The 14,844-nt window shown below is 47.3% G+C and carries 11 protein-coding genes; 2 read left to right on the top strand and 9 right to left on the bottom strand.

Going from position 1 to position 14,844, the window contains the following annotated elements:
- Positions 1–13: 13 nt before the first annotated feature.
- Positions 14–499: a type 3 dihydrofolate reductase gene (gene folA / locus AACS92_RS17035; RefSeq protein WP_099108973.1), complete on the top strand. Its 486-nt coding sequence runs from the start codon at positions 14–16 to the stop codon at positions 497–499.
- A gap of 56 nt (positions 500–555) precedes the next feature.
- Here the strand turns inward: folA and apaH are convergent, their stop codons facing one another.
- The 6 genes from apaH to lptD form a co-directional block, all read right to left on the bottom strand.
- Positions 556–1,392: a bis(5'-nucleosyl)-tetraphosphatase (symmetrical) ApaH gene (apaH, locus tag AACS92_RS17030; protein ID WP_099108972.1), complete on the bottom strand. Its 837-nt coding sequence runs from the start codon at positions 1,390–1,392 to the stop codon at positions 556–558.
- A 2-nt stretch (positions 1,393–1,394) separates the two neighbouring features.
- Positions 1,395–1,772: a Co2+/Mg2+ efflux protein ApaG gene (apaG, locus tag AACS92_RS17025; RefSeq protein WP_099108971.1), complete on the bottom strand. Its 378-nt coding sequence runs from the start codon at positions 1,770–1,772 to the stop codon at positions 1,395–1,397.
- Between the two features lie 34 nt (positions 1,773–1,806).
- The gene (rsmA, locus tag AACS92_RS17020; protein WP_099108970.1) at positions 1,807–2,637 is read right to left on the bottom strand and encodes a 16S rRNA (adenine(1518)-N(6)/adenine(1519)-N(6))-dimethyltransferase RsmA; all 831 of its coding nucleotides are present in this window, start codon (positions 2,635–2,637) and stop codon (positions 1,807–1,809) included.
- On the bottom strand, positions 2,630–3,628 hold the full coding sequence (gene pdxA / locus AACS92_RS17015) for a 4-hydroxythreonine-4-phosphate dehydrogenase PdxA (protein WP_099108969.1): 999 nt from the start codon (positions 3,626–3,628) through the stop codon (positions 2,630–2,632). The genes rsmA and pdxA overlap by 8 nt, the downstream gene beginning before the upstream one ends.
- Positions 3,609–4,907: a peptidylprolyl isomerase SurA gene (gene surA / locus AACS92_RS17010; RefSeq protein ID WP_099108968.1), complete on the bottom strand. Its 1,299-nt coding sequence runs from the start codon at positions 4,905–4,907 to the stop codon at positions 3,609–3,611. The genes pdxA and surA overlap by 20 nt, the downstream gene beginning before the upstream one ends.
- Before the next feature lie 66 nt (positions 4,908–4,973).
- A complete protein-coding gene (gene lptD, locus AACS92_RS17005; RefSeq protein WP_099108967.1) occupies positions 4,974–7,325 on the bottom strand; it encodes an LPS assembly protein LptD in 2,352 nt (783 codons plus the stop codon).
- Positions 7,326–7,525: 200 nt separating this feature from the next.
- On the opposite strand from lptD, the gene djlA reads away from it, so the two are divergent.
- The gene (gene djlA / locus AACS92_RS17000) at positions 7,526–8,335 is read left to right on the top strand and encodes a co-chaperone DjlA (RefSeq protein ID WP_099108966.1); all 810 of its coding nucleotides are present in this window, start codon (positions 7,526–7,528) and stop codon (positions 8,333–8,335) included.
- 27 nt (positions 8,336–8,362) lie between these two features.
- Here djlA and rluA read toward each other — a convergent pair whose 3' ends face one another.
- The 3 genes from rluA to AACS92_RS16985 form a co-directional block, all read right to left on the bottom strand.
- Positions 8,363–9,016 carry a bifunctional tRNA pseudouridine(32) synthase/23S rRNA pseudouridine(746) synthase RluA gene (gene rluA, locus AACS92_RS16995; protein ID WP_099108965.1) on the bottom strand — a complete coding sequence of 218 codons (654 nt, stop codon included), beginning with the start codon at positions 9,014–9,016 and terminating at the stop codon, positions 8,363–8,365.
- A gap of 127 nt (positions 9,017–9,143) precedes the next feature.
- Positions 9,144–12,053, bottom strand: a complete 2,910-nt coding sequence (gene rapA / locus AACS92_RS16990) for an RNA polymerase-associated protein RapA (protein WP_099108964.1) — start codon at positions 12,051–12,053, stop codon at positions 9,144–9,146.
- Positions 12,054–12,265: 212 nt separating this feature from the next.
- Positions 12,266–14,614, bottom strand: a complete 2,349-nt coding sequence (locus tag AACS92_RS16985; protein ID WP_099108963.1) for a DNA polymerase II — start codon at positions 14,612–14,614, stop codon at positions 12,266–12,268.
- Positions 14,615–14,844 lie beyond the last annotated feature (230 nt).

Here is a 14,844-nt window from a genome sequence, read left to right as displayed (position 1 = left end):
GTAAGGTGACTTAATGAATATCAGCTTGATTGCTGCAATGGCGATGGATCGCGTTATTGGTCTGGACAATGCTATGCCGTGGACTGTTCCGGGTGATTTAGCCTGGTTTAAGCGTAATACACTCGGAAAGCCGATTGTGATGGGAAGAGTAACCTATGAATCGATTGGTCGACCTTTACCGGGCCGTCTGAACATTATCATCAGCCGTCAGCCAGGCAGCGATGATCGTGTAACCTGGGTCAGCTCTATCGAAGAAGCTCTGGCTGCGGCAGGTGATGTCGAAGAAATAATGGTGATAGGCGGTGGTAAAATTTATGAACAATTTATTCCTCTGGCCAGTCGCATGTACCTGACTCATATTGACGCCGAAGTGATCGGGGATACCCATTTTCCTGATTATGAACCCGATGAGTGGAACTCGGTTTTTACTGAATATCACGATGCTGATGAGCGCAATTCACACAGCTACTGTTTTGAAATTCTGGAAAGAAGGCAGTAATTATTTTTCTCTGTCAGGTTTGAGAAATGGAGTGTCAGACGACCCTCCATTAAAAATTACGAATCTGAATCATCTGACTGAGTAGTAAATGCAGGCTGACTGAAATATTGTTTATCTTCCCAACGTAAAAGCGTCAGCTCTCCACCCCAGCAACAGCCTGTATCTAAAGCATAAATATCAGCAGGCGTTCCTCTTCCTTCCAGTGCTGCCCAGTGACCAAATGCAATGGAATAATCTTCAGGAATTTTTCGCGGGAGTTCAAACCAGGGTTTTAGTGGCGCGGGAGCATTTTCGGGCTTGGATTTGCAAATCATATCCAGCTGACCATTCGGAAAACAGTAACGCATTCGTGTCAATACGTTGGTGCTATAACGCAGTCGTGACAGTCCGCTTAATTTTGGTGACCAGCTATTGGGCATATCACCATACATAGCATTGAGAAACAGGGGATAACTGTCACTACGCAGGATCGCTTCCACTTCGTGGGCACATATTCTGGCTGTCTCCAGATCCCATTGTGGAGTCAGCCCTGCATGAGCCATGACCAGTTTCAGTTCATCATCGATCTGTAATACCGGTTGTTTTCTCAGCCAATTAATCAGTTCATCGACATCAGGAGCAGTAAGCAACTCATCCAACTGGTCTTTAGGTTTATTACGACTGATTTTGTTATACACAGCCAGCAAATGCAGGTCATGATTACCCAGAACCAACCTGACGGCGGATCCCAGTTGCTTAACATAGCGCAGAACCGCCAGAGAATCAGGGCCGCGGGCGACTAAATCACCTGTCAGCCACAATGTATCTCTGTCGGGATCAAAATCAACCTGTTGTAAGAGTGCAATCAGCTCGCGGTAGCAGCCGTGAATATCGCCGATAAGGTATGTAGACATAGTTAATTTATCAGTGTTGGGATAGCCAGTCGGAATACTGGAATAGCAACCCGGAATGGATTGCCAAGATGATCAATCATCTCATAATGGCCTTCCATTGTTCCCAAAGGTGTTTCCAGAACAGTCCCGCTACTGTAGCGATACTCCGTTCCGGGCGGGATCACCGGCTGCTCTCCCACCACGCCTTCGCCATGAACTTCTGTCTGATGGCCGTTACTGTTGGTTATACGCCAGTAACGGCTGATGAGTTGCACGGGGGAATGCCCAAGATTACGAATTAATATTATATAAGAAAACACAAAACGTAGCCGGTCCGGTTCTGACTGGCTTTCAACGTAAGCGCTTTGAACTTGAATATGAACTCTTGGTTCGTTGAGCATAAATGCCTCCTTTTACTGCAACGTATGTCCGTTATCAGACAGTTTCAGATTGAGACGATAACCAGTTTGCCATTTTACAGTATTGCTCGACTGAAATATTTTCAGCACGTGTGCCCGGATCAACACCCAAATCAGAGAGTTGTTCAGGAGAAAACAGGTCACTCAGGCTATTGCGGATAGTTTTGCGACGTTGATTAAATGCTTGTGTCGTGATCCTTGCCAGCATGCGGATATCCTGCACAGGATGAGGTATCGACTTATAAGGCATAGCCTTATGAGGGATTAATCGCACGATAGCAGAATCGACTTTCGGCGCCGGGGTAAACGCGGTCGGCGGTACTTCCAGTACTGGCATAACATGACAGTAATATTGCGCCATGACACTCAAACGCCCGTAGGCTTTACTGCCCGGCCCGGCAACAAGACGATTTACGACTTCTTTCTGCAACATGAAGTTCATATCAGCGACAGCATCAGTGAAGCTGAACAGATGAAACATTAATGGCGTAGAGATGTTATACGGCAGATTACCGAATACACGCAGAGGTTGCCCCAGTTCTTTGGCGATCTCACCAAAATCAACGGTCATGGCATCCTGCTGAATAATAGTCAGCTTATCTTTCAGTTTCGGATGGAGCTGCAAACGAGCAGCCAGATCACGGTCAAGTTCGACGACCGTCATTTTATCCAGACGCGCTGCAACGGGTTCGGTCAGTGCTGCCAGACCCGGCCCGATTTCCACCATAGCCTGCCCAGGCTGTGGGTTCATAGCATCAACAATGCTATCAATGACATACTGGTCGGTTAAGAAATTTTGCCCGAAGCGTTTACGGGCATGGTGCCCTTGGTGGACTTTATTATTCATTACTGTTTTGTATCATTTTAATTGCGAGATTCAATGCGGTGATAAAACTTCCCACATCAGCTTGACCTGTCCCTGCCAGCTCCAGTGCGGTGCCATGATCGACAGAGGTTCGGATGAATGGCAGCCCCAGAGTGATATTCACCGCTCTGCCAAAACCCTGGTATTTTAGCACGGGCAGCCCTTGATCGTGATACATAGAAAGCACTGCATCAGCATGATCCAGATATTTTGGCTGAAACAGCGTATCAGCAGCTAATGGCCCTTCCAGCCAGATACCTTCGGCTCTGAGGCTCTCCAGTGCCGGAATAATCACATCAATCTCTTCACGCCCCATATGGCCGTTTTCACCTGCATGAGGGTTAAGACCACAGACATAGATATGAGGGCGCGGGATGCCAAACTTGGTTTTCAGGTCATGATTAAGTATGGTGACCACTTCCCGCAGAGAATCAAAAGTTATCGCTTTGGGAACATCCAGAATCGGTAAATGGGTTGTTGCCAGAGCGACCCGTAACTCTTCTGTTGCCAGCATCATTACAACGCGTGAACACTGGCTATGGTCAGCAAAAAACTCAGTATGCCCGGTGAAGGCGATCCCGGCATCATTGATAACCCCTTTATGTACAGGGCCTGTTACCAGTGCCGAAAACTCACCTCTTAAACAACCATCGCAGGCTTTAGCCAGAGTTTCTGTTACATAAGTACCATTCTCCCGGTTTAATTCACCCGCGACAGCCGGAGTATGGAGAGAAACGGGGAGAATACTCAGTGTTCCGGCAGACTGTGAGTCAGATAAATGTTCCGGGGAGTAAGGCTGCAATTGCAAGGGCAGGTTCAGTTGCCGTGCACGGGAGAGCATGAGTTCAGGATCGGCACAGACAACTAATTGGACGGGCCACTCAAATTGGGCGAGGGCAATGACTAAATCCGGGCCAACCCCGGCTGGTTCGCCGGGGGTGATAATGATGGGTTTATTTTGCATCGTTGCCATCTAAAATTTTCACATAAGCAGAGGCGCGTAATTCCTGCATCCAGGTTTGCGCTTCTTCATTAAATTTACGGGTAAACAGCAGCTTGTAGGCACGATCTTTCTGTGCTGCATCGGTTTTGTCGACTTTGCGGGTATCAAGCAACTGAATCAGATGCCATCCGAAAGCAGAGTGAATAGGCTGGCTGATTTCGCCTTTTTTCAGTTTAACCAGAGCATCACGGAAAGCAGGATCATAAGCACTTGGCACATTCCAGCCCAGTTCACCGCCACGCATGGCAGAGCCAGGGTCTTCAGAATACTCTTTTGCTGCTTTCTCAAATGTCGTTTTACCGCTTAAAATTTCTTCCCGGAGCTGTCTTAATTTGTCGCGGGCCTGCTCATCAGTCATCACTGGTGATGCTTTCAGCAGAATATGGCGGGCATTGACTTCGGTGACTGCAACAGGCGCATTACCGCCACGGATATCATTCACTTTCAGGATATGGAAGCCGACACCGGAACGGATTGGGCCGATAACCTGCCCTTTTTGAGCTGACTGAAGCTGTTCAGCAAATAATGATGGTAGTTCCTGTAACCGGTTCCAGCCCATGTTGCCGCCTTTTAAGGCTTGTGTATCGCTGGAATAAGCAATTGCCAGTTTCCCAAAATCCCCGCCTTTTTTCAGATCAGATAAGATCTTGTTTACGGTAACTTCTGCTTTCTCGACCTGAGCGTGAGTTGGGTTCTCAGGCAGAGGGATCAAAATCTGACTAACGTTCAGTTCAGTATTCTGATCATTATGGCTACTGAGTTGATTCACTAAAGAATCAACTTCTTGAGGCAGAATAGAAATGCGACGACGGACTTCGTTGTTACGCACTTCAGCAATCAGCATTTCTTTGCGGATTTGATTTCGATAGGTATCGAAACTCATACCCTCCGCAGCCAGACTTTGCTTCATCTGAGCAAGGCTCATATGGTTCTGTGCTGCAATGTTTTCAATGGTTGAGTCCACATCCGCATCAGGAATAGTAAGCTGCATCTGCTTTGCCATTTGCAGGACGATGTCATCCATAATCAGACGCTCAAGAATTTGGTGGCGCAATGTCTTTTCATCCGGTATCTGCTGACCAGATAATCTTGCGTTATTCTTAACGGACTCTAAGAGGTTGTTGACGTCACTTTCCAGCACGACATCATTATTAACAATGGCAGCGACCTTATTGATTTCCTGTGGTGCTGCTATGGCAGTGTTCATTGCAAACATCAACCCGAGAATGAGCGTTCTCCAGTTCTTCATATGTTTCCCATCATATCAATCCCGCCTTACAGCGGGGTTATTGTGTTTACATTTTGTTTATTGGTATCAGAAAGCACGCTGATAAGGCAAAATACTTTGCTGAAGCATCTTCTGGCTACCCAAACTATGATTGTTACTTAAGCCACGGAGTTCAATATTGAGTGACCATTTATTATCATATTCACTCTGGTTATCCTTCCAGCTGACTATCTTACGCTCGTAACCGACATTCACAGCCCAACAACAGGTACTATACTGCATACCGAGCATCTTGCTGGCGGGTTGTTTCTCTTTGGCATCGTAGTAATATGCGCCGACGACCGCCCAGCGATCAGTCAACGGCCAGCTTCCTATCACACCTACCTGAGAAATACCCTGCTGATACGCAGGAGCGTTTCTGAGAGTAGCCCGAATATAGTCACGATTAACAAAGCGATAATTCAGCTGTATCAGGCGGTCAGCATCACGGCGGTATTCCACGACTGAATTCCCCATTGAAACCTGGCTCAGACGGGTATCATACTGCACTCCACCTTTGAAGCCCCAGGATGAGTTGATGTTCCATTCAACATCACTGGCCCAGGTTGTAGAACCCGTTCTTCGGTTATTACTGGCATCAATAGGACTTTGTGTTTGCCCGGAAGAGTCAGCATCTTTAACGCGTGGTGCCTCAAAGTAATAAATTTGACCTATAGAGAAACTAAAACGTTCAACTAAATCTTCATCATAGATACGGGTGGTGATACCACTTGTAAATTGGTTGGCTGATGAAATGCGATCCAGACCACTGTAGAACCGATCACGGAACAAGCCGGTATAATTGGTGTGCAGCAGGGAGGAATCATAGTCGTAAATATTATTCTGATTCCTATAGGGAACATAAAGGTACTGAACCCGAGGCTCCAATGTCTGCGTAAAACCGGGCTTAAAGTACATGGCCCGTTCAAATACCATCTGTGCATCTGATTTAAACTGTGGCAGAACGCGATTAACCGATTTCTCCAAATCAGAGGTCTTTTGCGCCGCAGGAATATCTTGTTGGTAGTGGGTTGCCATCAACTTAACTTCATTGTTGAGACTTGCCCAGCCATTGGAGAGTGGCAGGTTGATGGAAGGCTCTACATGCCAGCGGGTTGCGTTCGGCTGTTCCTTACCAACGCTGGTAAATTTGGCAAATTGCGCATAGGTGCGGAAATCAAATGGTCCCAGATCATTTTTATAGTAATTCAGATCTAGCTGAGGGGTAGCACGGTATGCTTTTCTGGTATCGCTGGCGGTAAAGATCTGGAATTGCTTGGTGGTTAACGTTGCATTCCAGTTCTGTTGCGCATAACCGATACTGAATTTTTGCGTGGCGTAACCATCAGTACTGGTTCCGTACTGAGAGCTGTAATCCGTAAAATAGTGCGGATCACTGACTTTGGTATAATCAGCACTGAAGCGCCAGACCTGATTCATCACTCCACCGTGGTTCAGGTAAAATAACCAGCGGCTGTTGCTATCCCGTTCAGGTCTGAGATTAAAATCTTTATCTTCTGCGTACAGGCGGTCTTTCTTAATCCAATCCAGTGCTACGGTGCCTGAGCCCGCTTTCGTTAAGTAACGGAACTCGTTATCGAGCTTCAGACCGCGTTTGCTGATCAAGTGCGGAGTGATGGTCGCATCGTAGTTGGCAGCAATATTCCAATAATAAGGCAGGATGAACTGGATACCGTCTTTATTGGAAAAACTGGCATTGGGGATCAAAAAACCAGAGCGGCGTCTATCGCCAATCGGTAGTTGCAGGTAGGGAGTATAAAATACGGGAACATTTGCGACCCTGAAACGGGCGTTCCAAATCTCAGCCACTTCTTCCTGACGATCCAGAATGACTTCTGAACCGATAACGCTCCAGCTATCGTTACCCGGCAGACAGGAAGTAAACACGCCATTATCTAAAATGGTATAGCGATTCTCACCGCGCAGCATCATTTTATCTGCGCTACCGCGTCCCTGGCGACCTACCATCTGGTACTTCCCTTGTTCCACATCGGTATCTTTTGTGGTTAAGTTAGCCCAGGCGCGTGGCCCTTTCAGAATTATCTGAGGATCATCATATCTGACATTCCCGGCAGCATGGATAGTCCGCACCGGGTCTTTAGCTTCAGCCTGCTCGAATCTGACTCTGTCGGCAGTCAGTGTTTTATTTCCTTGTTGGATATCGACATTACCGACAAACTCTACAGCAGTAGGGTATTCACCATGGGTATCATCAGACTGAATTTTAATCGGGAGTGTGTTGGGATCCCCGGTAATAATGGGTTTGTCGTAGACAGGGACACCCAGCATACATTGTGCTGCAAGGTCAGCGTGTGCCTGCTGACTGTAAAGTGCTGCCCATACCATCGTGGCCAGCAAAGTGGGATAACATTTATTCATAGATGCTTATGCGGTTCCATCATGAGTGGCATCATGCCGACAAACGCTGAGAGACTAACGCACTTGATAGATATGCGCCAGAGTAAAGTTAAATTTCACTAATCATGCTGTTAGGCACAGAGCTTAATGGATAGTATGATAATGATGAATAGTATGATAATGCAAAATTTCACTCAGGGCATTGAGGAATTAGAGAGTATATGCAGTATTGGGGAAAATTATTAGGGTTAATATTTGGTATTGCATCTGGTGCCGGGTTCTGGGGCATTGTGGTGGGTGTTCTGCTGGGCCATATCCTTGATAAGGTGAGGATACGGAATCAGGGAACCCCTGCTAAAAACCCATCGCGGCAGGCACTGTTTTTCCGCAGTACCTTTCAGGTATTGGGCCATTTGACTAAGTCAAAAGGACGGGTTACTGAAACGGATATCCAACTGGCCAGCCAGCTTATGGATCGAATGCGCCTGCATGGTGACGCCCGCCTTGCTGCACAACAGGCATTTCGTGAGGGTAAACGCCCTGAGTTTCCATTACGTGAGACATTAAAACAGCTTCGTCGGGCCTGTTTCGGGCGCTTTGATCTGATCAGAATGTTTCTCGAAATCCAGCTTCAGGCTGCATTTGCTGATGGTGAACTTCATCCCAATGAAAGAAAAGTGCTGTTTGTGATTGCTGAAGAACTGGGAATTTCCCGTATGCAGTTCGAGCAGTTTCTGGCGATGATGGAAGGCGGTCGTCATTTTGGCGGTCAATATCAGCAGAATGGTCATTATCAGGGAGCCGCCCAACAGCGTGCGACGCTGGAAGATGCCTGTAAGGTGCTGGGGGTCAGCCAGAATGATGATGCCACAACCATTAAGCGGGCTTACCGGAAGCTGATGAGTGAGCACCATCCCGATAAGCTGGTGGCAAAAGGTTTACCACCAGAAATGATGGAGCTTGCCAAACAAAAAGCACAGTCCATTCAGGCCGCTTATGATCTGATCAAGAAAGAGAAAGGCTTTAAATAACGGCTGTCAGAAAGAAATTAACGGCAATTAAAAGTCGGCGATACATTCAAAATGCATCGGAGAACCATAAGCCGGATGAGTGATAGACAGCTCCTGTGCGTGTAATTGCAGGCGAGGAGCTAACTCTTTTGCCTGTTGATGCGCATAGAACCGATCACCCAGAATGGGATAACCAAGTGCCAGCATATGTACCCGAAGCTGATGGGAACGTCCGGTGATAGGCGCGAGCCTGACGCGGGTTGCCTGTGCTTCATATTCAAGTACCTGATATTCGGTCTGTGCCGATTTTCCCGTTTCAAAGCAGACTTTTTGTTTCGGGCGATTCGGCCAGTCGCAGATTAACGGTAAATCAACCAGCCCTTCTTCCGGTTCTAATCTCCCCCAGACACGTGCGATATAGACTTTTTTCGGTTCACGCTCACGAAATTGTCGCTTGAGTTCACGTTCAGCCGCTTTGGTCAGTGCGACCACCATGATGCCACTGGTCGCCATATCCAGCCGATGAACAGATTCGGCAGAGGGAAATTCGGCCTGTACCCGGGTCATGATACTGTCTTTATGTTCCTCAGCTTTTCCCGGAACAGAAAGCAATCCGCTGGGTTTATTGACAACCATAATGTGCTCATCCTGATAAAGCACATGTAACCAGGGGTCAGTCGGGGGATTATAAAACTCCAGCATAGTCGCTCCAATGGGTTTGGAAAATTGGGTTGGAAAAAATAACGGGGCGCATTCTAACAGCATATCGATGGGATAAAACAGAGGGGCACCTCGTTATGGATGCCCCTTATGACAGAATAACTATTCTTTATTGGTGAGAGACAACGACCAGACGAATTGCATCCAGACGCCAGTTTGCCTGATCCAGATTCAGCAACAGATGCTTATGCTCGGATTCAATGGCTTCCAGTTCATCATCACGGATATTCGGGTTGACCGCTTTCAGGGCTTCCAGACGTGACAACTCAGCGGACAGGACTTCATCAGCTTCTTTTTTCGCTTTCTCGATTAACTCACGCGCCTGTTGTTCAACCAGAGGTTCAGACTGCTGCAAAACAGCATGAACTTCTTTTTGAACCGCGTTAACCAGCTTGCTGGCATTATGGCGGTTGATGGCATTCAACTGACGGTTAAAACTTTCAAACTCCACCTGAGGTGCCAGGTTAGTGCCTTTCAGGTCCATCAATAAGCGTAACGGTGTCGGAGGCAGGAAGCGGGTTAATTGCAGGTGTTTCGGTGCCTGAGCCTCAACAACATAAACTAACTCAACTAACAGCGTACCAACCGGCAGTGCTTTGTTTTTCAGAATAGAAACTGCACAGCTTCCGGTATCGCCTGACAGGACAAGATCCAGACCGTTCCGGATAATCGGATGCTCCCAGCTCAGGAACTGAGTATCTTCGCGGGATAAGGCTTTTTCACGATCGAATGTAACAGAACAGCCATCCTGTGGCAGACCCGGGAAGTCAGGCACCAGCATGTGTTCAGACGGGTTGAGAATGATAATGTTATCGTTGCGATCTTCCTGATTGATACCAATGATATCGAACAGGTTCAGGGCAAAATTCACCAAATCAGTATTATTATCCTGTCCGGCAATGGTTTCAGCCAGAATCTGCCCTTGCTCACCACCGTTAGAATTCATCTCCAGCAGACGGTCACGGCCTTGCTCCAGCTGTTGTTTGAGCTGTTCGTGATGCGTGCGGCACTCGGAGATAAACTCGTTGAAACCCGTTTGTTCGTTAGGCTTGGCAAGGAAATTCAGCAGCGTTTCATAGTACTTATCGTAAATCGGGCGACCTGTCGGGCAGGTATGTTCAAAAGCATCCAGACCTTCGTGATACCAGCGTAGCAGGACAGATTGTGCGGTACTTTCCAGATAAGGCACGCTGATCGTGATATTGCGGTTCTGACCGATACGATCCAGACGACCGATACGCTGTTCCAGCAAATCAGGATTGAAAGGCAGATCGAACATAACGAGCTGATTGGCAAACTGGAAGTTGCGTCCTTCGGAACCAATTTCAGAACACAGAAGCACCTGCGCGCCTTCTTCTTCGGAAGCGAAGTAAGCCGCTGCACGGTCACGCTCCAGCAGGGAAAGCCCTTCATGGAATACCGCACTGCGGATCCCTTCGCGTTCACGCAGAACCTGTTCCAGTTGCAGGGCAGTCTCCGCTTTGGCACAGATCACCAGTACTTTTTCATCGCGGTTTGCCAGCAGGAAGCCAAGCAGCCATTCAACACGGGGGTCAAAGTTCCACCATGTTGCATTTTCGCCTTCAAACTCCTGATAAATCCGTTCAGGGTAGAGCATATCTTTTGCACGCGCTTCCACCGTTTTTTTCGCCCCCATAATTTCAGACACTTTGATAGCAGTCTGATACTGGGATGGCAGTGGCAGCTTAATTTCATGCAGTTCGCGGTGAGGGAAACCTTTTACACCACCACGGGTATTACGGAACAGCAACCGGCTGGTGCCGTGGCGATCCATCAGCATCGCAACTAATTCACGGCGGGCGATTTCACTTTCTTCTTCCTGATTGCTATTCGCCGCTTTCAGCAGAGGTTCAATATCCTGTTCGCTGATCAGCTCAACAATCAGGTTTTGCTGGTCATTGCTCAGCGTTTCACCAGACAGCAGTAACGTTACTGCATCAGCAACCGGGCGGTATTTCTGCTGTTCGTCAATGAAAGCCTGATAATCGTGGAAACGATTTGGATCAAGAAGACGCAGACGGGCAAAGTGGCTTTCCTGTCCTAACTGTTCTGGTGTCGCTGTCAGAAGCAGAACAGACGGAATTTGTTCTGCCAGTTGTTCGATAACCTGATATTCGCGGCTTGGCGCTTTTTCACTCCATTCCAGATGGTGTGCTTCATCCACGACCATCAAATCCCAGCCCGCTTCCAGCAAATGCTCAAAGCGCTGTTTATTACGGCGAACAAAATCCAGCGAACAAATAACTAACTGTTCCGTTTCAAATGGATTATCGCTGTCATGCTGGGCTTCGGAATAACGGCCATCATCAAACAGAGAGAAGCGCAAGTTAAAGCGGCGCAGCATTTCCACCAGCCACTGATGCTGGAGACTGTCTGGCACAATAACCAGCACACGTTCGGCACGACCAGCCATCAGTTGTTGATGGATAATCATACCGGCTTCAATGGTCTTACCCAGACCAACTTCATCCGCCAGTAATACGCGCGGAGCATGGCGCTTACCGACTTCATTAGCGATATGTAACTGATGTGGGATCAAACTGGCACGAATGCCGCGCAGACCACTTTCTGCCAGCCGAAATTGTTCACTTTGATGCTTACGAGCACGGAAACGCAAGGCAAAGCGATCCATTCGATCAATCTGGCCGGCAAACAGGCGATCCTGTGGCTTATTGAATGTCAGCTTACTATCCAGAAATACTTCCCGCAGGATGACATTTTCTTCTTCAGTATCTAAACGAGTACCGATGTAGTTCAGCAGGCCATTCTCTTGTTGAACTTCATCGACCTTGAGTTTCCAGCCTTCGTGACTGGTCACGGTATCGCCCGCATTAAACATAACTCGGGTGATTGGGGAATCATTGCGTGAGTAGAGGCGGTTTTCTCCGCTGGCTGGAAAAAGCAATGTCACCATGCGCGTGTCAAGCGCCACGACTGTACCTAATCCAAGTTCGCTTTCTGTATCGCTTATCCAGCGTTGACCAAGAGTAAATGGCATAAATTTTGGCTCAGTTTTCTGTTAGATAATGTTATTTATGGTTGCAGGGTGGCTGCTTTTGTTGGATATCGATCATCATTGGTTATCGATAGGATTCGTCTTTATGACTAGTTTTCATGACTAGTTCTGTGACACTTTTCGGGAGTAATTTCCCTTTAAAGGGGCGTTATGTTAATTGAAGCTGAGCAAGTCGTCACCTGCAAAAACATCAATTAATCGAAAGTAAGGTTCATTTGCCCCGTCAGCAGGGTAGTAAAATCATCCTGAAGAAACGGCAGAATGGCATCTGCAATCGGCATAATCTGCTTACTGATATAGTGTTCATAGTCCGGTGGAGAGGTGAGATTTTCCAGCGGCTCAGGCCCGGATTGCGTGATTATGTAACTAATCCAACCGCCATTCTGATACTGCAACGGGCGGTTTTTCTGCTTGTTGTACTCATCTGCCAGACGAGCAGCCCTGACATGGGGAGGAACATTGCGCTGATAATCAGTGAGATTACGTCGCAGCCGTTTTCGGTAAACCAGACGATTATCAAATTCACCGGCGAGAGTACTGGCAACATAGTTACGTATATAATCCTGATAAGGCTTCTTATAAAAAATAAGGGAATACAGCTCCTGCTGAAATGCCTGTGCCAGCGGAGTCCAGTCACTTCTTACTGTTTCCAACCCCTTAAATACCAATTTATCGCCGCTTAACCCGGCATAACGTTTTTTACTCCCTTCTTCTGCTCCCCTTACCGTCGGCATCAGAAAACGGCGATAGTGGGTTTCAAATTCCAGTTCTAGTGTACTTTCGAGGTTGAATTTTGTCTTGAGGTGATCTTTCCACCATTGGTTGACGAACTGTGCCAGCGAATGACCAATCTGGCTGGCTTCTGTTTCAGAGTGAAGGTGTTTCAGGCAGACAAACGTGGAATCAGTATCACCATAAATCACCTGATAGCCTTTTGATTCAATTAATTTTCGTGTCTGGTGCATAATCTTGTGGCCGCGTATGGTAATTGATGAGGTTAGGCGCGGATCAAAAAAATGGCAACCGGAGGCACCGAGTACACCATAAAAGGCATTCATGATAATTTTCAGCGCCTGAGCAAGCGGAGCATTGTTTTGCTGCTTTGCTTTATCTCGCTCATGCCAGATGTGAGTGACAATATCGGGTAAGCAGTGCTGAGTGCGGGAAAAAAATGCCTCCCGGAAACCGGGAACAGAATGTTCTTTATCGGGCTGGGCGAGGCCTTCCACCATTCCGACCGGATCGATAAGAAAAGTACGGATAATAGAAGGGTAAAGGCTCTTATAATCCAATACCAGAACGGAATCATACAGACCGGGGGATGAATCCATCACAAAACCACCGGGACTGTGGTCGGTGAAACTCGTTGGCTGAACAGGAGCCACATAGCCGATTCGGTGCATACGAGGCAGATAAAGATGAGTGAATGCAGCCACTGAGCCTCCGGCACGATCCACTGCTAACCCGGTGACAGTCGCCCGTTCCAGCAAAAATGCCATGAGATTGGTTTTCTCAAAAATCCGGTTGACCAGAATACAGTCCTGCAAATTGTAGTGAGCGAGGGCGGGTTTATCTTCCTGAAAGCGGCGATTAATTTCATCCATCCGGTCATAAGGGCTATCAATCGCTTTCCCTTCCCCCAATAACGCCTGAGCGACATATTCAAGGCTGAACGAAGGAAAATTCCATGTTGCGGTTTTCAGCGCATCAATACCATCAATGATCAGGCGGCCCGCCGCAGAAGCGAAAAAATGCCCGGGTTTAAAACCATGTTCGCGCCATTCCAGTACCCCTTTTCCACGACCAAACCGCAGGGGAATGTTATAGCGTTCAGCATGTTTCTGGAGCACTCTTAAATCAAACTGAATCAGGCTCCAGCCGATAATTGCATCGGGATCGTAAATTTCCAGCCACTCATTGAGCTTCTCCAGCATTTGTGGACGGCTGGCAACATATTCCAGCTTGAAATCCAGTTCCTGCTGTTCACCATTCTCCGATCCCAGCATAAATACCGTTTTCTCTCCGCAGCCTGCCAAGCCGATAGAATACAGCTCGCCATGCTGACTGGTTTCGATATCCAAAGAAACCCATTTCAGGCTGGGACGATAGTCAGGATTGGGTTTCATTTGATAACTCCCGTCGGATTTTTGGCTAAACCAGACGGGAGCAGTAATAAAACGTTCCATCATAAAGCGATCCGGCGGACGGATATCGGTTTCGTACAGGGGAATATTCTGTTCCTTGAGAACCTTTTCAAAATGCTGTAGATGGTGGTATTGTGAACAATACAAAGCGGAGACAGGCTGGCGGTTAAAATCTTTCAGAGAGAGTTTTTTCAGCTCATAATGGCGCTCCTGAGCCAGCCGTTTTTCAGCTTCAGGCAAATCACGTTGAGGGATAAAGGCGACAGCTTTCTGATGAAGGATAGTAATACGTCGGCTACCTTTATCCGTGGCTAACCAATACACCAACTCAATACCGGATGGCGTATCTTTCCAGTGACGAGACAGGATGAAACCTTGTTCAGCGTGATTTATTTGCATACTATTTTAGCTTTAAGGTAAGGCACACTTTCTTTTGTGAGGGATAGGCTTTAATTATAGCATTTCATGTTTATTTATACAGTTGTTTTTGTAGCAAGCTGATATCATGACGTCGATAGATATCATTATTTATTCTCATGTATTGAGATTTTTTTACAAACGATATTAAGGTTTGTTGATATTTGGTGTTCATCATTTACTCCTTCTATACATAATGGATTTCAAGATGC

The sequence above is a fragment of the Xenorhabdus sp. KJ12.1 genome (assembly GCF_963876495.1).
In the GTDB taxonomy this organism is placed as follows: domain Bacteria; phylum Pseudomonadota; class Gammaproteobacteria; order Enterobacterales; family Enterobacteriaceae; genus Xenorhabdus; species Xenorhabdus stockiae.
This window is presented reverse-complemented; position numbering and strand designations above follow the sequence as displayed.